At 73.4% G+C, this 16,351-nt stretch carries 15 protein-coding genes; 6 read left to right on the top strand and 9 right to left on the bottom strand.

All coding sequences use genetic code 11. The features are described from left to right. Window positions 1-104: 104 nt before the first annotated feature. Entirely contained in the window at window positions 105-1,055 is a 951-nt protein-coding gene (locus DER29_RS17505) for a hypothetical protein (protein ID WP_121398301.1), read from the top strand. A 76-nt stretch (window positions 1,056-1,131) separates the two neighbouring features. Next, window positions 1,132-1,638: an NUDIX domain-containing protein gene (locus DER29_RS17500; protein ID WP_121398300.1), complete on the top strand. Its 507-nt coding sequence runs from the start codon at window positions 1,132-1,134 to the stop codon at window positions 1,636-1,638. 47 nt (window positions 1,639-1,685) lie between these two features. On the opposite strand, the gene DER29_RS34640 is transcribed toward DER29_RS17500, so the two are convergent. The 3 genes from DER29_RS34640 to DER29_RS17485 form a co-directional block, all read right to left on the bottom strand. Then, complete coding sequence (locus DER29_RS34640) at window positions 1,686-1,853, bottom strand: hypothetical protein (protein ID WP_199729337.1); 168 nt, start codon at window positions 1,851-1,853, stop codon at window positions 1,686-1,688. 305 nt (window positions 1,854-2,158) lie between these two features. Further along, a complete protein-coding gene (locus DER29_RS17490) occupies window positions 2,159-2,599 on the bottom strand; it encodes a DUF6194 family protein (RefSeq protein WP_121398299.1) in 441 nt (146 codons plus the stop codon). A gap of 154 nt (window positions 2,600-2,753) precedes the next feature. Beyond that, entirely contained in the window at window positions 2,754-3,587 is an 834-nt protein-coding gene (locus DER29_RS17485) for a nitroreductase/quinone reductase family protein (protein WP_121398298.1), read from the bottom strand. Window positions 3,588-3,918: 331 nt separating this feature from the next. On the opposite strand from DER29_RS17485, the gene DER29_RS17480 reads away from it, so the two are divergent. Next, window positions 3,919-4,494, top strand: a complete 576-nt coding sequence (locus DER29_RS17480) for a maleylpyruvate isomerase N-terminal domain-containing protein (protein ID WP_121398297.1) — start codon at window positions 3,919-3,921, stop codon at window positions 4,492-4,494. A gap of 6 nt (window positions 4,495-4,500) precedes the next feature. Here the strand turns inward: DER29_RS17480 and DER29_RS17475 are convergent, their stop codons facing one another. Further along, window positions 4,501-4,971, bottom strand: coding sequence for a DUF1992 domain-containing protein (locus DER29_RS17475; protein WP_233599883.1), 471 nt, complete (start codon window positions 4,969-4,971; stop codon window positions 4,501-4,503). A gap of 62 nt (window positions 4,972-5,033) precedes the next feature. Next, window positions 5,034-5,582 (bottom strand): GNAT family N-acetyltransferase, encoded by a 549-nt coding sequence (locus DER29_RS17470; RefSeq protein WP_121398295.1) that lies wholly within the window; start codon window positions 5,580-5,582, stop codon window positions 5,034-5,036. Window positions 5,583-5,711: 129 nt separating this feature from the next. On the opposite strand from DER29_RS17470, the gene DER29_RS17465 reads away from it, so the two are divergent. Continuing rightward, window positions 5,712-6,362: a LysE family translocator gene (locus DER29_RS17465; RefSeq protein WP_121398294.1), complete on the top strand. Its 651-nt coding sequence runs from the start codon at window positions 5,712-5,714 to the stop codon at window positions 6,360-6,362. Window positions 6,363-6,447: 85 nt separating this feature from the next. On the opposite strand, the gene DER29_RS17460 is transcribed toward DER29_RS17465, so the two are convergent. Continuing rightward, window positions 6,448-8,502 (bottom strand): beta-galactosidase, encoded by a 2,055-nt coding sequence (locus tag DER29_RS17460; RefSeq protein WP_121398293.1) that lies wholly within the window; start codon window positions 8,500-8,502, stop codon window positions 6,448-6,450. 160 nt (window positions 8,503-8,662) lie between these two features. Between DER29_RS17460 and DER29_RS17455 the strand changes: the two genes are divergently transcribed. Further along, entirely contained in the window at window positions 8,663-11,002 is a 2,340-nt protein-coding gene (locus tag DER29_RS17455) for a TIM-barrel domain-containing protein (RefSeq protein ID WP_121398292.1), read from the top strand. Window positions 11,003-11,051: 49 nt separating this feature from the next. On the opposite strand, the gene DER29_RS17450 is transcribed toward DER29_RS17455, so the two are convergent. The 3 genes from DER29_RS17450 to DER29_RS17440 all read right to left on the bottom strand — a co-directional run bounded on the left by DER29_RS17450 (window position 11,052) and on the right by DER29_RS17440 (window position 14,724). Then, on the bottom strand, window positions 11,052-11,915 hold the full coding sequence (locus tag DER29_RS17450) for a carbohydrate ABC transporter permease (RefSeq protein WP_233599879.1): 864 nt from the start codon (window positions 11,913-11,915) through the stop codon (window positions 11,052-11,054). Between the two features lie 107 nt (window positions 11,916-12,022). Beyond that, complete coding sequence (locus DER29_RS17445) at window positions 12,023-13,060, bottom strand: sugar ABC transporter permease (protein ID WP_121398290.1); 1,038 nt, start codon at window positions 13,058-13,060, stop codon at window positions 12,023-12,025. After that, window positions 13,057-14,724 carry an extracellular solute-binding protein gene (locus tag DER29_RS17440; RefSeq protein WP_121398289.1) on the bottom strand — a complete coding sequence of 556 codons (1,668 nt, stop codon included), beginning with the start codon at window positions 14,722-14,724 and terminating at the stop codon, window positions 13,057-13,059. Before DER29_RS17440 ends, DER29_RS17445 begins: the two co-directional genes overlap by 4 nt. 192 nt (window positions 14,725-14,916) lie before the next feature. On the opposite strand from DER29_RS17440, the gene DER29_RS17435 reads away from it, so the two are divergent. Continuing rightward, complete coding sequence (locus DER29_RS17435) at window positions 14,917-16,137, top strand: ROK family transcriptional regulator (RefSeq protein WP_121398288.1); 1,221 nt, start codon at window positions 14,917-14,919, stop codon at window positions 16,135-16,137. Window positions 16,138-16,351 lie beyond the last annotated feature (214 nt).

Raw genomic sequence — 16,351 nt, 5'->3', positions numbered from 1 at the left:
ATTGCCCGCGTAGGCAGTGGGTCGGCTGGCGGACCTGAACCCGACCTGCGGCGGCCCGATGGTCACCACGCCTGGTCGACGGACCGCCTGGCTACCATGCTGCGATGATCGAGGAACTGGTCCGGGCGGCCGGAGCCGGCGACGACGCCGCGCTCGAGGAACTGATCGAGATCGCTGCCGCCAAGCCGGCACGCCTCGTCGGACACCTGAGTCAACTGCTCGACGCGGGCGTACTCTGGCCGCCGACCTTGTATCGCGGCGCGACCGGAGACGTGGTCTGCCGGATCGTCGACGACGTCGATGCCGGCCGGGCGCCGCACCGGCTCAACCATCTGTTGCTCATCCTCGCGCACGCCTCCGACCCGCGCGCTGAACAGGCCCTGCGGAGATGGCAGGAGCAGCCGCCGGCCGGTGCGGACAAACTGCACGTCGGGGCGCTGACCTACGCCCACCAGGCAGGTTGGACGGTCGCTCCCGACGGCAGCCGCCGGGAGCTGTGCGCACCTACGGCGTACCGGCTGATTCCGAACGAGGTGCCAAGGCCCGCCGACGGCCCTGCCTGCCCGTGGTGCGCCTCCCCGCTGTGGACCGTCGCCGACCTCGACACCGACACCCCGGAGGTGGGTGAGGTCCTGGCCCACACCGGCTGGGCCGGCCGGCTGAGGATCGTGACCTGCCACATCTGCGCCTGCTACACGACGCTGTGCTGCGAGGTCACGCCCGACGGCGACGCCGTCTGGTGGGCGGACAACTACCGCCCGGACTACGCGCCGGTCACCACCGAACCGGAGGACCCGCCGGCCGTGCTTCCGGCCGTCGGCCCTCGCCGGGCCTCACCGTTCGAGGCCAGCGCGTGGGACGAAGGCGGCTCCACCCTGGGCGGCCATCCCGACTGGATCCAGGACGCCGAGCACGTCGACTGCCCCGCCTGCCGGCAGCCGATGGACTACCTTGGCCTGGTCGGCGGAGCCGACGTGGACTTCGGTGAGGGCGCCTACTACCTGCACCTGCACGCGCCCTGCGGCGTCGCGGCGGTGAACTACCAGCAGAGCTGACCGAGGTGCCAGCGGGCGGTTGATAGTCTGCGGCGGTGCCGGTCATCATCCGCCTCGCCGCCACGTCCGGCATGCCATGACGCCGAACCTGCGCCACTCCGTCCGCGCGATCATCCTTGATGAGGACGACCGCATCCTGCTCTGCCGGTTCGTCCTTCCTCACCCGGTTGTGCCAGAGCAGGCGAAGGCCGTCTGGGCGGCCCCGGGCGGCGGCATCGAGCCCGGTGAGGACCGGCTGACGGCTTTGCGCCGTGAACTGCGTGAGGAGACCGGTCTGGCGATCACCGCCGATCCACCGCATGTCTGGCACCAGGAAGTCGTGGCCGCCGACCATGCCCCGGGCTTCGACGGCATCATCAACGACTACTTCCTCATCCGCGCGAACCACTTCCAGCCCCGCGGCGAGCTGACAGACGACCAACTCGCTGCGGAGGAGAACCTCGCCGCGTTCCGGTGGTGGCAGCTCTCGGAGATCGCTGGCTATAAGGGACCTGAGCTGTTCTCGCCCCGCGACCTCACCACACCCTTGACAGCGCTTCTCACAGCGGGGACGCCGGACCAGCCGGTCCAACTCGGCCTCTAGCAAGTTCCGCGTGGTGCTGCGCGAGACCGCACCCGCCCCGTCGCGCGTCAGCGGTGGTCGTTCTCCTTCAGCTCGATGACCCAGGCGCGCCGCTCGGCGATCCTGCCGTCGCGCATGACGAACACCTCGGCCATCGACATGCGCATCTCCTCGCCGGTGTCGCGTCGCACCGAGCCGACGAGTTCCGCCATGACGGTGTCGCCCTGCTCCACCATGCGTACGACCTCCAGGTGGGGGGGGCGGCACGAAACCCGGCCCCTCGATCGCGGCGTCGTACGCCTGCTTGCCCTTGAGATGGAAGGCGCCGAACACCGTCCACTCGATGTCGTCGGTGAGGCAGGACAGGATTTGCGCGTGGTCGTTCTTCCGGAAGCCGTCCAGGTAGGTCTCGACGGTCTTGGTGTTGCGCGACATCAGGTGGTGTCCCCTCGTCTCGGCGGGCCTGCCCGATGGCAGACCTGCCGACGCTAACCCCGTGGTGTGACGGCCGGCCCGTGGGACGCGCCGGCCGTCACGCACGTCAGGACGGGGCCCGCCGGGACCGGTGGTTGGCGTGCTTGCGGGCCGCGAAGTCGTACGCCTCGGCCAGTAGTTGTCGCACCGTGTCCACGCTCGCCTCGCCGGGATTCACGACACACACCCAGTGCTGCGGGGCGTAGACCGGATGCGGCAGCACGGTGTCCGGCACCGTGTGGTCGACGTCCGGCCCGTGCCGCTGCGCGAACAGCGCCCCGTACGTCGAGCGGGTCAACCCGATGTTGAGCCGCCACGTACCTGGCCTGTCCAGGGCGGAGGCGTCGTCGTAGTGGTCGCCGGTCACGATCGTCGCGAACGGCAGCTGTCGCTCGGCAGGCAGGTCCCGACCCGGGTCGTAGATGTAGAAGGTGTCCCCGTTCGCCTGCACGGCGTTCACCCCGTCGAAGGTCTCGCGGACGTACCGCCTCATGTCCTCAACGTCCATGCCTCAAGTTTTTCATTGAAGTGCTTCTTGAGGCTTACGCCCGATCTCCACTAACCATGCGCCATGAGCCCTCAAATCGGGGTACCACCACCCGCGCCGGGCTCCGCCCGCGACCGGGTCCGGCTCACGCCGGATCCGGTCGCGGGCGCCGCCGTCAGCCGGTGCCGTCGAGGACGGGGATGAGCTGCTCCTCCTCGTACGTCAGGTGGGCCTCCAGTTCGGTGGTGAGACGCTCGACCTCCCGGCGGGCCTGGGCCGGGTCGGCGTCGGGGTCAGCGACGACCTGCTGGAGGCGTTCGACGAGCGCCGCGATGCGACGGTGTTCCTCGCGCAGCCGTGCCAGCGTCGGGGCGAGGTCCGGACGTTGCCCCTCCAACCCGGTGAGCATGCCGTCGTCCTCGTTGCGGTGATGGTGGTGCAGGCCGTGGCAGAAGGTCAGGCAGTTGACCCGCAACTGCGCGCCCAGACCTGGACCGGAACGGGCGACCTCGTCGCGGATCAACGCCAGCTCCCGACGGAACGCGTCGTGGACCAGCTTGAGCGCCGCGCCCCAGGACGCCGCCTCCGGTGGCCCGCCCGCCACCTGGTGCAGGGCCACCACGGGGATCACCCGTGTCGTCTTCGCCTGGTACGCGGCCCAACCGGGGTCGGCCTCCACGGCCCGGGCGAAGATCTCGTCGCGTTCGGCGCCGATCAGCACGACCGCGCGGGCCTGGTAGGTGAAGACCCCGTCCTCGACGGTGGCGAGCGGGTCGGCGAGCAGGTTGTGGTACCAGTCCGGGTGCTTCGGGCCGCCCCCGGCCGAGGCGATGACGAGGATGCGTTCCTCGCCGTCGGGCAGGTAGCCGACCGGGGTGGTGTGCGGGGCGCCGGAGCGGGCCCCGGTGGTGGTGAGCAGGATCAGCCGGGCCCCCTCGAAGGGGCCGCCGACCCGGCCGGAGTTGGCGCGGAACTCGTCGATGATCTGCTGGTTGAAGTCGTTGGGCAATGCTCTGCTCTCTGCTCGGGCAGGAGGGTGCGGCCACGGTGGATCGCCCGCCCGGCGACCGGTGGCGGCGAGGATGCGGATACGCCGGCGGACGACCGGCGGCGTGGACGGTGAGGGAAAGCGTGACGCGGTGGACGTGGCGTCGACACCGGCAGGTGCGGGGCGTCGGCGGGCCGCGGGCCCGCCCCCGGCTCACCTGGCGGCCGGGTGCCCTGTCCGCTCGTGGCCCATGGCCGACCCGGCAGTCACGGATCCGACCCTAGTGCCGGGGGGTCACGGCGGGCAAGCGTCATCCGGTTGCCGCAGCCGGTGCGGATGGCACGGTCGGGAGATGCCCGAGCTGACCGGCGTCGACGTGGACCGCGCGGTGACCGAGATGACCGCCGTCCTCGGCCCGCACACCGGGCGGGACTGGGGCGTGCCGGCCGGCGGGCTGGAGTGGAGCTGCTGGACCACCGCCGCGCACGTCGCGCACGACCTGCTGGCGTACGCCGGCCAGGTCAGCGGGCGGCCCGACGACGGCTACCTGCCGTTCGACCTGGTCGTCTCCCCCGCCGCCGGCCCGGCCGAGGTGCTGCGGGTCGTCGTCGCCTGCGGTGGCCTGCTGCGGGCGGCCGTCGACGCCGCCGGGCCGGACACGCGGGCGTGGCACTACGGTCCCTGCGACCCGGCGGGCTTCGCGGCGATGGGGGTGGCGGAGACGCTGCTGCACACCGACGACATCGCCCGCGGGCTCGGGGTGCCCTGGCAGCCGCCGCAGCGGCTCAGCGCCGCCGTGGTGCGGCGGCTGTTCCCGGACGCGCCCGCCGGGCCCGCGCCGCAGGTGCTGCGGTGGCTGACCGGCCGTGGCGAGCTGCCCGGCCGCGCCCGGCGCACGTCCTGGTCGTGGCGGGCGGCGGTGGACTGACGGCGACTACGCCGCCCGGCGCCGCCAGGGCGGTCGCCAGCCCCGCCGGCGCGGTGCAGCCGCCGGCGCCGGGGGCGGGGTGGCGGCGGCGGTGGCCTCCCGCTCGGTCCGCCAGCGGCGGACCACCTCGTCGGCGTTGACCGGGCGCACCGCGACCCGGGGGCCGGTGGGCGTACGCAGCCAGGACAGGATCTGGGCGTTGAGGTCGGCGACGAACGCGCGCACGGACTCCTCGGTCGGCAGGTCCCGCACCTCGTCGGGCACCTGTTCGATGCGGCGGCGCAGTTGCAGTGGCGTCGGCAGCAGCAGGTCGGTGGGGAGCTTCTCCCGCTCCAGGAAGCTCTTGATCCACCACGACTCGTCGTACGGCTGGCCGCGACCGGGGATGGGCTTGCCCATGCCGGGCAGGTTGTCGAACTCCCCCTGCTCCTGCGCCGCGCGGATGCGCGCCTCGACCGTCGCTTCCCAGCTGTCCACCTGCCGACACCTCCCCCGGCCCCACGGTAACGCGGCCACCGCGTCGTGGCCGACGGGAGAAGTCAGCGCCCCGACCGGGCCGGGCATTCCCGGGCGTGCCGGTGGCCGTTGCGGGGGAACGGCGGTCGGGCCGGCAGCACCTCCTGGAAGAGGTAGCCGGCCTTCTCCGCGACGCGGCAGGACGCGGGGTTGTCGACCTGGTGCAGCAGGTCCAACCGCCGCAGGCCGGCGAACCGGGCGAATGCCCAGTCGGTGACAGCGGTCAGGGCGTGCGGGGCGATGCCCCTGCCCCGCACGGGCGCGGCGGTCCAGTAGCCGACCTCGGCGTCCCCGCCGCCCTCGGTGACGTTCTTGAGGATCACCTGTGCCACCAGGGTCTCGCCGGCCGGGTGCGGCTCCAGCACGGCGAAGCTGAACCGGTTGCCGTCGTCCCAGTCCCGGTGTGCCGCGGCCAGGAACCGGCGCGCCTCGGCGGCCGTGGTCACCGGCGCCCGGGTCCAGCGCCGCAGCACCGGGTCGCGGTACGCGGCGATCAGGGCGTCGGCGTCGTCGTCGCGCCACGGGCGCAGCAGGAGTTCCGGCAGGGTCGGGGTGGCCGGGGCGTGCAGCATCGGCACAGTGTGCCCGTCGCCGCGTCGGCGGTGGGGGCGAGCGGCGGCGCGGGGCACGCCGAAACGGGTCGGCGGCGCGGTGGCGTACGGCGTAGGGTCGGCGCGAGTCGGGTGCAACGGGGGGACGGCATGGTCGGTACGGGTGCGCTGGTGGGCATCGCGCTGGTGGCGCTGGGGATGGTGTTGACCCCCGGCCCGAACATGGTCTATCTGGTGTCCCGGTCGGTGACACAGGGCCGGCGGGCGAGGCTGGTGTCGCTGCTCGGCGTCGCCGCCGGATTCGGTGTCTACCTGGCCGCCGCAGTCGCCGGCATCGCGACGGTGTTCGTGCTGGTGCCCGCCCTGTACACGGCGGTCAAGCTGGCCGGCGCGGCGTACCTGCTGTGGCTGGCGTGGCAGGCGCTGCGACCGGGCGGGCAGTCGCCGTTCGCCCCGGTGCCGCTGCCGCCGGACCCGGCCCGGCGGCTGTTCACCATGGGGCTGGTCACCAACCTGCTGAACCCCAAGATCGCGATTCTCTACGTGTCGTTGCTGCCGCAGTTCATCGACCCGGCCCGTGGGCACGTGGCCGCGCAGAGCCTGCTGCTGGGGCTGACCCAGATCGCGGTGGCGCTGACGGTGAACGCGCTGATCGTGCTCAGCGCCGGCGCGCTCGCCGGGTTCTTCGCTTGCCGGCCGCTCTGGCTGCGGGTGCAGCGCCTGGTGATGGGCACGGTGCTGGCGGGGCTGGCGGTGCGCATCGCCGCCGACCGGTCGCGCGCCGCCGTCGCCATGCCCTGACCGCGAGCCCGCCGGCGACGGCGCGCCCGAAGCCCGCGGGCCGGACGCCGGCGGCGAGCGGCGTCGGGGTTCGCCGGGCGGCGGGTCAGCCGTCGGCGCGATCCGGGGCGCCCCGGCGGCCGGCGGCACAGTTCTCCCGGAGCACGGCGGCTCCGCCGGCGGGCAGGTGCACCTCCGTGGCGGCCGTCGTGCCGGTGAGCAGGTCGACCCCGGCCGCCGGGACCCGCTGCGGCCGGTCGGTGTGGTTGAGCAGGAACAGCCAGCTCGCCCCGGCGGCGCGTCGCCGGATCGCCTCGACCCCGGCCGGCGCCGCCGGGCAGACGGCTGTCGCGCCGGCCGCCCGCGCCGCGTCCGTCACCAGCCGCCGGTAGGTGGCGTCGTCGGGCCGGGTGGACAGGTACCAGGCCGTGCCGGCGCCGCTGCGGTGGCGGGTGACCGCCGGCAGCCCGGCGAGCGTGCCACCGGCGTACGAGGCCACCGGCTCCGCGCCGGCGAGGCGTACCGTCTCGGCCCAGAGGCGACCGGTCCCGCCGTCGGACAGGGGCACCGTCTCGCCGTCGGCGAGCGGGTGGAACTCCTCGACGCGTACGCCCAGCACGTCGCGGAACGCCCCGGGGTGACCGCCGAGCCGGACCCGGGCGTGCTCGTCGGCGACTCCGCTGAGCCAGGTCACCAGCAGGTGACCGCCGCCGTGGACGTACCCGCCCACCCAGTCGGCGGTGGCGTCGGAGGCCAGGTAGAGGGCGGGCAGCACCAGCAGCCGGTACCCGTCGATCCGGTCGCCGGGCAGCACCATGTCGGTGCCGAACCCGGCGTGCCACAGCGCCCGGTGCGCCGCGGCCACCTCGTCGCCGTGGCGCAGGTGCGGCGACGGCATCCCCGGGTGGCCCAGGGCCCAGCCGCTGGCGGCGTCCCAGGCGATGGCGACGGCGGCGTCGACCGTGCCGTCGTCGACCTCCGAGATCCGCTCCAGCGCCGCGCCGAGGTCGACGGCCTCCCGGAACACGCGGGTGTCGGGGCCGGCGTGCGGCACCAGCGCGGAGTGGAAGCGTTCCGCCCCGCCCGCCGGGGCCCGCCACTGGAAGAACATGGCGCCCCGCGAGCCTCGGGCGACGTGGGAGAGGCTGTGCCGGGTCATCCGGCCGGGTTCCTTGGCGTGCATCCGCCCGCCGCTGTGGATCTGGTTGGGGGCGCTCTCCATCAGCAGCCACGACGCCGGCCGGTCGCCGTCGCCGGTGCGGCGAGCCGCGCCGTGGCGGGCCCAGCCCCGGGCCAGGTCGGCGGCGAGGGCGGTCTGTTCCTCGGCACCGACGTCGATCGCGTCCGGGTAGTGGTCGATCGCCACCACGTCCACCTCGGCGGCCCAGCGGGCGTGGTCGACGGGCACCCAGTCCGCGAGGACGTGGTTGGTGGTGACCGGGACCGCCGGGTTGACCGTCCGCAGCAGGTCGCGCTGCTCGACGTACGCGGCGAGCAGGGTGTCCGACCAGAAGCGCCGGAAGTCCAGCAGGTGCCCCGGGTTGGCCAGGTACTGCGTGGCGCGGGGCGTGTCGATCTGCGTCCAGTCGGTGTAGTGCTGGCTCCAGAAGCTGGTGGCCCAGGCGGCGTTGAGCCCGTCGAGGTCGCCGTGCCGGTCGGCCAGCCAACGTCGGAACGCCCGCGCGGTGTGCGCGCAGTGGCAGGTGGTGCCGTACTCGTTGTGCACGTGCCACAGCGCGAGGGCCGGGTGGTGGGCGTAGCGGTCGGCGAGGGCGGCGGCGATGCGCCGGGCGGCGGCCCGGTAGGCGGGCGCGGCGGCGCAGTACGTGTCCCGGCTGCCGTGGTGCAGGCGGACGCCGTCGGCGGTCACCGGCAGCGCGTCGGGGTGCGCCAGCGAGAACCAGGGCGGGGGCGACGCCGTCGGGGTGGCCAGGGCGACGCCGATGCCGCCCCGGTGCAGCAGGTCCAGCACCCGGTCCAGCCAGTCGAAGGTGTACCGGCCGGGCTCCGGTTCGAGTCGCGACCAGGCGAACACGCCGACGGTGACCAGGTTGACCCGGGCGCGACGCATGAGGGCGACGTCCTCGCGCCACACCTCGGCCGGCCACTGTTCGGGGTTGTAGTCGCCGCCGTAGCGGAGTCCCGCGCCGTCGCCCCACATCGTCCACCGCCAGTTTGTTGGGGAGGCGTCCAAAATATTGATCAGGTTTCCGCCTGTCAACGCCGATGTCGCGCCGACCCAGTGAAGGTTGTCGTTGACAGTTAGTTGGGAAGGCAAAGAAACTGACGGGACCGTCGGAACCATCCCGGAGGAGACGCCGATGCCCTACCGACCGCCGTTGGTCCCGTACGAGACCTTCGTGGCCGACCCACCCGACCTGCCGGTGCGCGGCCCCGGCGAGGACGGTGCCGCCGTCGTCGGCCGGGCCGAGGTCGTCGCGACCGACCCGCACGGGGTGACGTTCAAGGCCGCCCTCTCCGACGGCGCGAGCATGGTGGTACGCGTCGATGCCGCCGGCGAGGGGGTGATCCGGGTACGCCTGTCCGACGACCCGCAGGCCCGCAGCCGCTCCGCCCGGGCGCTGCCGCTGGTGCACCCCGGCGCCCACCCGGCCACCGTCACCGTCGACGACGCCCGCGTCCGGGTCTCCGCCGGCGCGGTGGTCGCCGAGATCCGGCTGGACCCGTGGCACCTGCGCTTCCTCGGCGCGGACGGGCGGCTGCTGCTCGACCAGGACCCGGGCACCCGCGACATCAGCGGCCGGCGGCGCACCCTGCCGTTCGGCCGCTCCACCGTCGACGGCGCGCCCGTCGCCTGGCACGAGAGCTTCGTCGCACCCGGCGACGAACGCTTCGTCGGCTTCGGCGAGAAGTTCACCGCGCTGGACAAGCGGGGGCAGCGGCCGCTGATGTGGAACTTCGACGCCTTCGGCGGCGAGTCGGACCGCTCCCACAAGAACGTGCCGTTCTACCTGTCGGACCGCGGCTACGGCGTGCTGGTCGACAGCGGGCTGCCGATGCAGTTCGACGTCTGCCAGTCCACCCACAGCAGCGTGCAGCTCCTGGTCCCCGACGACCTGCTCGACTACTACGTGCTGGCCGGCCCGACACCGGCCGAGGTGCTCGACCGCTTCGACCGGCTCACCGGCCGGCCGTACCTGCCGCCGAAGTGGGCGTTCGGGGCCTGGGTCTCCTCCGGCTTCTTCCCCGACTCGCAGGAGCGGGTGCTCGAGCGGGGGCGCCTGCTGCGCGAGCGCGGCATCCCCTGCGACGTGCTGCACCTGGACTGCTACTGGCAGGTCGCCGGGCGCTGGTCGGACCTGCGGTGGGACGACGAGGCGTTCCCCGACCCCGCCGCGATGCTGCGTACCCTCGCCGCGCAGGGGTTCCGGGTCTGCCTCTGGATGAACCCGTACCTGATGACCGGCAGCCCGCTCTACGCCCGGGCGGCCGAGGCCGGCTACTTCCTGCGCCACGCCGACGGCAGCCCGTACGTCGCCGACGTCTGGCACGGCAGCCACCCCGCCAGCGCCATCGTGGACTTCACCAACCCGGCGGCCGTCGAGTGGTTCACCGGGCTGCTGCGCCCCCTGCTGGAGCAGGGGGTGGCGGTGTTCAAGACCGACTTCGCCGAGGGCGTGCCCGTCGACGCCGTCGCCCACAACGGGATGACCGGCGTCGAGCTGCACAACGTGTACGCGCTGCTGTTCAACGACGTGGTCGCCCAGGTGACCGAGGAGGTGACCGGGCACCGCACCGTGTGGGCGCGCTCGTCGTACCTGGGCGGGCAGCGGCACAGCGCCCAGTGGAGCGGCGACGTCAACGCCACCTGGCCGGGGCTGGCCAGCACCCTGCGCGGCGGGCTGTCGCACGGGCTGTCCGGCGTGCCGTTCTGGAGCCACGACACCGGCGGCTTCCACGGCACCCCGACGCCCGAGCTCTACGTCCGCTGGACCCAGTTCGGCGCGCTGTCGCCGCTGGTGCGCCTGCACGGCACCACCAGCCGGCTGCCGTGGGACTTCCCCGCCGAGACCGAACGCGACGCCGTGGCCGCCCTGCGGCTGCGCTACCGGCTGATGCCGTACCTGTGGTCGGCGGCGGTGCAGTCGGCCGCCGGCGGGGCGCCGATGATGCGCGCGCTGCTGGTGGACACCCCCGACGACCCGACGGCCTGGACCACGGACCTGCAGTACCGCCTCGGCACCGACCTGCTGGTCGCCCCCGTCACCGACCCGTCCGGGCGGCGCGACGTCTACCTGCCGGTCGGCGACGACTGGATCGACGCCGCCACCGGCGAGCGGCACCCCGGCGGGCGGCACCTGCGGGTCCACGTGCCGCCGCACCGGCTGCCGCTCTACGTCCGGCACGGCGCGCTCGTGCCGGTGGTCGCGCCCGGCGACACGGTGGGCGACGGGCCGTTCCGCGACGTGACGCTGGTGAGCTGGGGCGGGACCGACGCCCGCAGGGTGCTGCACGACGTCGACGGCGACACGGTCGTGGCAGCCGTCCGCGACGGCGACACCCTGCGCGTGGACACCGACGGGCCGCTGCGGGTGACGCACGTCAGCGTCGTCGGCGCGGACTCCCCCGCCCGGCTGCTGTTCAACGGCGAGCCGGTGGCCCCGGCGCCCTTCGCCGGATGGCTGCCCGACCCGGCCTGACGCGCCGCGGCGCCCGACCCGCGACGGGTCGGGCGCCGCACGGGTCCGCTCAGCCCTTCACCGCGCCGGTGATGACGCCCTTGGTGAAGTGCCGCTGCACGAACGGGTAGACGATCACCGCGGGGATCACGGTCACCACCACCACCGCCATCTTCACCGCCAGCGTCGGCGGGTACGCGGTGACGCCGGGCAGGCTGACCGCCGCCCCGGACACGTTCGGCGACTGTCCGGCGAGGATGTAGCTCTGCAACACCCGCTGGATCGGGAACTTGTCGTTGTCGTCGATGTAGAGCACCGCGTTGAAGTAGGCGTTCCAGTAGCCGACGGCGTAGAAGAGGCCGACGACGGCGATCACCGCCCTGGACAGCGGCAGCACGATGCGCACCAGGATGTGGAACTCCCCGGCGCCGTCGATGCGGGCACTGTCGAGCAGCTCACCGGGGACGTTCATGAAGAACGCCCGGATCACCACCAGGTTGAACACGCTGATCGCGCTCGGCAGGATCAGCGACCAGATGCTGTCCTTGAGCCCGAGGCCGGTGACCACGAGGTAGCTGGGCACCAGGCCGGGGAAGATCAGGAAGGTCAGCAGGAAGAAGAAGAGCAGTCCCCGGTGCCCCACCGACCCGGGCCGGGACAGCCCGTACGCGGCGAGGACGGTGAGCACCAGGCTCACGGTGGTGCCGAGCACCGTGACGAGCGTGCTGATCCACACCGCCTGGGTGATCTGCCCGCCGCTGAAGATGGTGACGTACGCCGACGGGTCGATCTCGCGGGGCACCATCACCATTCCGCCGGCGGCGTCGATCGTGTCCCGCGAGGCGAGGCTGGTCACCAGCACCGCCCACAGCGGCACGAGCACGGCCGCGACGAGCAGCGTGAGCACCGCGCCCTTGGCCACGGTGCCCGGCACCGTGGGCGGCTCCTCCCAGGGGGGTCGCCGGGACCGTCGCCGTCGCGGCGGCGGCGGGTCGGGTTTCGGGCGGGCCGGCACCGGTCCGGCACCGCTGAGCTGCGCGGTCATGATTTTGCGTACACCCCCTGCTCGCCGAGGCGGTGCGCCACCTTGTTGGCGGTGAGGATGAGCACCAGCCCGACCACGGCCTTGAACAGTCCGGCGGCGGCGCCGAGGCCCCACTGCTGGGTGCTGATGGCCTGGTGGTAGACGAACGTGTCCAGCACCTCCGCGGCCTCCCGGCCGACCGCCTCGCGTTGCAGGATGAACTGCTCGAAGCCGACCGACAGCGCGTCGCCGAGGCGCATGATGAGCAGCAGCACGATCACCGGGCGCAGGCCCGGCAGGGTGATGTGCCACAGCCGCCGCCACCGCCCGGCCCCGTCGGCCGCCGCCGCCTCGTAGAGATTGGGGTCGATCGCGGACAGCGCGGCCAGGAAGACGATGGCGCCCCAGCCGATGTCCTTCCACACCGCCTCGGCGGTAACCAGCACGATGAAGGTGTCCGGGTTGGTCATTACGTCGAACGGCTGCAGGCCGGCCTCGCGCATCTCCTGGGCCAGCAGCCCGGCCCCGCCGAGCATCTGCACGAAGAACGTGACCACCAGCACCCAGCTGAAGAAGTGCGGCAGGTAGACCACGCTCTGCACGAAACCCCGCACCCGCCCGGAGACCAGGCTGTTGAGCAGGACGGCCAGCAGGATCGGCAGCGGGAAGAAGAAGACGAGCTGGAACGCGGTGATGCTCAGGGTGTTGCGGACCGCGTCCCAGAACAGCGGGTCGCCGAAGAGCGCCTCGAAGTTGCCGAAGCCGATCCACTCGCTGTACCAGAACGCCTCGACGGGGTCGTCGCCGACGAACGGGTTGTAGTCCTGGAAGGCGATGACGTTGCCCAGCGTCGGCAGGTAGTGGAAGACCAGCAGCAGCGCGGCGGCTGGCGCCGTCATGACCAGCAGCGGCCAGTCCCGGCGCAGCCGGTCCCGCAGGGTGCGTCGGGGCCGCACGGGCGGCCGGCGGCCGGCAGACGTGTCCTGCCCGACGGCTGTGGCCTGGCCGGTGGCCGCCGCCGCGTCGACCGAGCCCGCGGTGCCCGGGCCGCTCATCGGCCGTTGTCGGCGAGCGCCTTCTCGTGGAACGCGCGCCCCTCCTCACCTCCGGAGGCGAGGAACTCCTTGCGGACCTGGTCCAGGTCGCTGACGGGGCGGCGGCCCCGCAGGATGTCGCGGATCTTGTCGTCGGTCGGCTGGATGATCTTCGACCAGTTGGCCGGGAGCTCCAGCTTGATGCCGGCGAAGAGGTCCTTCTCCATGAGTGCGATGTTCTTCTGGTAGTAGCCCAGGTAGTCGCGCACGTAGTCAGGGGTGTCCCCGCTGCGCACCTTGACCGGGACCCGGCCGCCGATGTGCGTGTACTGCGCGCCCAGTTCCTTGCGGCCCAGCTCGGTGGGGATGGGGCTGCCGTCGGCCGAGCGGGTGAAGTGCTTGCCTTCCACGCCGTACTCGCGCAGCTCGAACTCCCGGCTGCCGAAGGGTGCGGCGCACCAGTTCAGCACCCGCAGCAGCTCGTCGACGCGCTCGGCGCCCAGGCCCTTCTTGAGGAAGGTGTAGAAGATGGGCTTCTCGCTGCCCCAGATGACCGGCTGGGCCCCGGCCACGCCGAAGACCGGCAGCGGCTGCATGTCGAAGCTCGGCAGTTCCTTGACCCGCTCGCCCTGCATGCCCTGCCAGGCGCCGAGGCCGTCCTGGTACATCAGGACCTTGCCGGCCTTGAACAGCTGCTTCTCGTCGGCGCCCTTGCTGGCCACGGTGTCGGGGTGCACGAGCCCGTCGGCGAACAGCTTGGCGGTGAACTCCAGGGCGGCGGCGAAGGCGGGGTTCTCGAACTTGTGCTCCAGGCCGCCGTCGGGCTTCTTGCGCCAGTACTGCTGGCAGCCGAAGAACTGCTGCACCATCTCGAAGACGCTGCCGAAGGCCCACACCCCCTTGGCGGGGTCGGTGACCTTGCGGCCGAACTCGTGCAGCTCCTCCGGCGACGTCGGCGCCGCCAGGCTGGCCTGGGCGAGCAGGTCGGCGCGGTGGAACAGGGCGTACCCGAACGGCCCGTCGGTCGGGAACGGCACGGCGTACAACCGTCCGCCCCAGACCGAGTACTCCCAGGCGCCGGTGGGCAGCGCGGCCAGGTAGGGGTACTTCGCGGCGGCGTCGCCCTTGAGGTGGTCGGTGAGGTCCTCGAACAGCGCCTTGACCGCGTCGGAGAACCGGGCGACCTTGTCGACCTCCCAGTTGGGGGCGCTGAGCAGCTCCGGCACGTCGCGGGCGCCGAGCATCGCGTTGAGCTTGTCGGCGTACGTGGTGCCGTCCTGCAGGCTCGGGTGCACCTCGACGCCCAGCCTGGCGTTGACCGCCGCGAGGTAGGAGTTGCGGCCCGCCGTCGGCGGGGCGGGGCCCCACCACGGGCTCATGGTGCGGATCGGCGGGCCGCCCCGGCCGGGCTGCTCGGTGACCGCGTCGACGAGGCTGCGCGGGTAGCTGAGGTAGCCGTCGGGGATCGGCCCCTCGCCGGGGATGTCCGGCGCGAGCAGCTCGGCCGGCTTGTGGGTGGGCAGCACCGCACGGATGGCGTCGGCCTTCGTGGCGCTGCCCTTGCTCCCGGCCTGCTTGCTGCAACCGGCCAGGGTGGTGCCGCCCATGGTCGCGGCGGCGCCGAGGCCGAGCAGGCGCAGCAGGGACCGGCGGTCGGTGGATGCGCCCGGCAGGGACGGCTTCACGGCGCACTCCCTTCGTCTTCGGTGGCGGTTTCGCGGACCGCGCGTGTCCGGCTAGAATTAGTTTGGGTTCTAGCCGAACAAACTAACCGACGGTGATCCGTCCCACAAGACAGCGGCCCCGGCGACGTACGCGATGATGGGGCGCGCGGCACCACCGGGATCGCGCACCGTCGCCCAGGGAGCGGACAGATCGTGATCAGCAGCCACAACGAACCGCGGCCGAGCGACCTCGGCGACGTCCGGACGGCCAACCGGGCCGTCGTGCTGCGGCACGTCCGCCGGCACGCCCCCTGCTCCCGGGCCGACATCGCGGCGCACACCGGGTTGAACAAGGCCACGGTGTCCAGCCTGGTCGGCGAGCTGATCGAGCGGCGGCTGCTGCGCGAGACCGGGCTGACCGAGAACCGGGTCGGGCGCCCCGCGACCATGCTCGTCCTCGACGGCGCCCCGTACGCGGCCCTGGGCATGCAGATCGCCGCCGACGAACTGGTGGTGGTCGCCGTCGACCTGGCCGGCACCCGGCTGCTCACCTGGCGGCGTGCCTTCGCCGCGCCGTCGTCCTCCCCCGCCGAGACGGTCCGCGCGCTGGCGGCCCTGGCCCGGCGGGCGATCACCCGGCTGACCGGGCAGGACCGTCGCGTCCTGGGCCTGACCGTGGGCGTGCCCGGCCTCGTCGACGCCGACGGCGCCGTCCCCCGGGCCACCGCGCTCAGCTGGCGAGACGTGGCCCTCGCCGCCGACCTGCGCGCCGCACTGCGCGAGCCCGGCCTCACCGTCGACGTCGACACCGACGCCAACCTCGCCGTCCTGGCCGAGCACCGCCACGGCGCGTACGCCGGGGCCGCCCACCTGGTCCACCTCACCGGCGGGGCCTGCGTCGGCGCGGGGATCGTCGCCGGCGGCCGGCTGCTGCGCGGCGGACTGGGATTCGCGGGCGAGATCGGGCACCTGACGCTCGACCCGGCCGGCCCCGCCTGCGCGTGCGGGCGGCGCGGCTGCCTGGCCGCGTACGCCGGGTTGCCGGCGGTGGTCGGCGTCCTGCTGCCCGACACGCAGCAGGACGGGCCGGTCACCGACTTCCTGCCGGAGATCGAACGGATCCAGGCGCTGGCCCGCCAGGGCGACCCCGGCGTCCTGGCCGGACTGGCCGACCTCGGGTGCCGGCTTGGGCACGCCGCTTCCGTCCTGGCCAACCTGCTCAACCCCCAGGCCGTGGTGGTCGGCGGGCACTTCGCGACCCTGGCCCCGTGGCTGCTGCCGGCGGCCCGCACGGAGTTCGCCGCGCGCACCCACGCCCCGAGTGCCGGCGGCTGCCGGCTCGACGCCTCCACCCTGGACTCGGCGGCCACCGCGCTCGGTGGCGCCACCGCGGCGCTCGCCGCCGTCGAGTCGGGCCGGCTTCCCGCGGCGTGACCCGGGGCCGCCGGGCCTTGACCGGACCGGCCCGGTGGTGCCAACCTCGAACCGCCGCCCTGTGGCTCGGGCACCCGGGGCGGCATGTCTCGCGCAGTCGTCGAAGCGCTTCAACGCTTCCGGGCCGGCGACCGCCATCCTCCACCGCGACGCCGCTCGCGCCACCGTTCGTCGAAGCGCTTCGACACGGTCGCGACGCGGACCCACGGAAGGC

This window comes from Micromonospora sp. M71_S20 (assembly GCF_003664255.1).
GTDB lineage: Bacteria > Actinomycetota > Actinomycetes > Mycobacteriales > Micromonosporaceae > Micromonospora.
This window is presented reverse-complemented; position numbering and strand designations above follow the sequence as displayed.

Bases quoted from the DNA above. Each gene is read 5' to 3' on its own strand.
- DER29_RS17500 (WP_121398300.1), top strand. From the start codon at position 1,132: ATGACGCCGAACCTGCGCCACTCCGTCCGCGCGATCATCCTTGATGAG.
- DER29_RS17490 (WP_121398299.1), bottom strand. From the start codon at position 2,599: ATGGACGTTGAGGACATGAGGCGGTACGTCCGCGAGACCTTCGACGGG.
- DER29_RS17465 (WP_121398294.1), top strand. From the start codon at position 5,712: ATGGTCGGTACGGGTGCGCTGGTGGGCATCGCGCTGGTGGCGCTGGGG.
- DER29_RS17505 (WP_121398301.1), top strand. From the start codon at position 105: ATGATCGAGGAACTGGTCCGGGCGGCCGGAGCCGGCGACGACGCCGCG.
- DER29_RS17460 (WP_121398293.1), bottom strand. From the start codon at position 8,502: ATGTGGGGCGACGGCGCGGGACTCCGCTACGGCGGCGACTACAACCCC.
- DER29_RS17455 (WP_121398292.1), top strand. From the start codon at position 8,663: ATGCCCTACCGACCGCCGTTGGTCCCGTACGAGACCTTCGTGGCCGAC.
- DER29_RS17480 (WP_121398297.1), top strand. From the start codon at position 3,919: ATGCCCGAGCTGACCGGCGTCGACGTGGACCGCGCGGTGACCGAGATG.
- DER29_RS34640 (WP_199729337.1), bottom strand. From the start codon at position 1,853: ATGGTGGAGCAGGGCGACACCGTCATGGCGGAACTCGTCGGCTCGGTG.
- DER29_RS17470 (WP_121398295.1), bottom strand. From the start codon at position 5,582: ATGCTGCACGCCCCGGCCACCCCGACCCTGCCGGAACTCCTGCTGCGC.
- DER29_RS17445 (WP_121398290.1), bottom strand. From the start codon at position 13,060: ATGAGCGGCCCGGGCACCGCGGGCTCGGTCGACGCGGCGGCGGCCACC.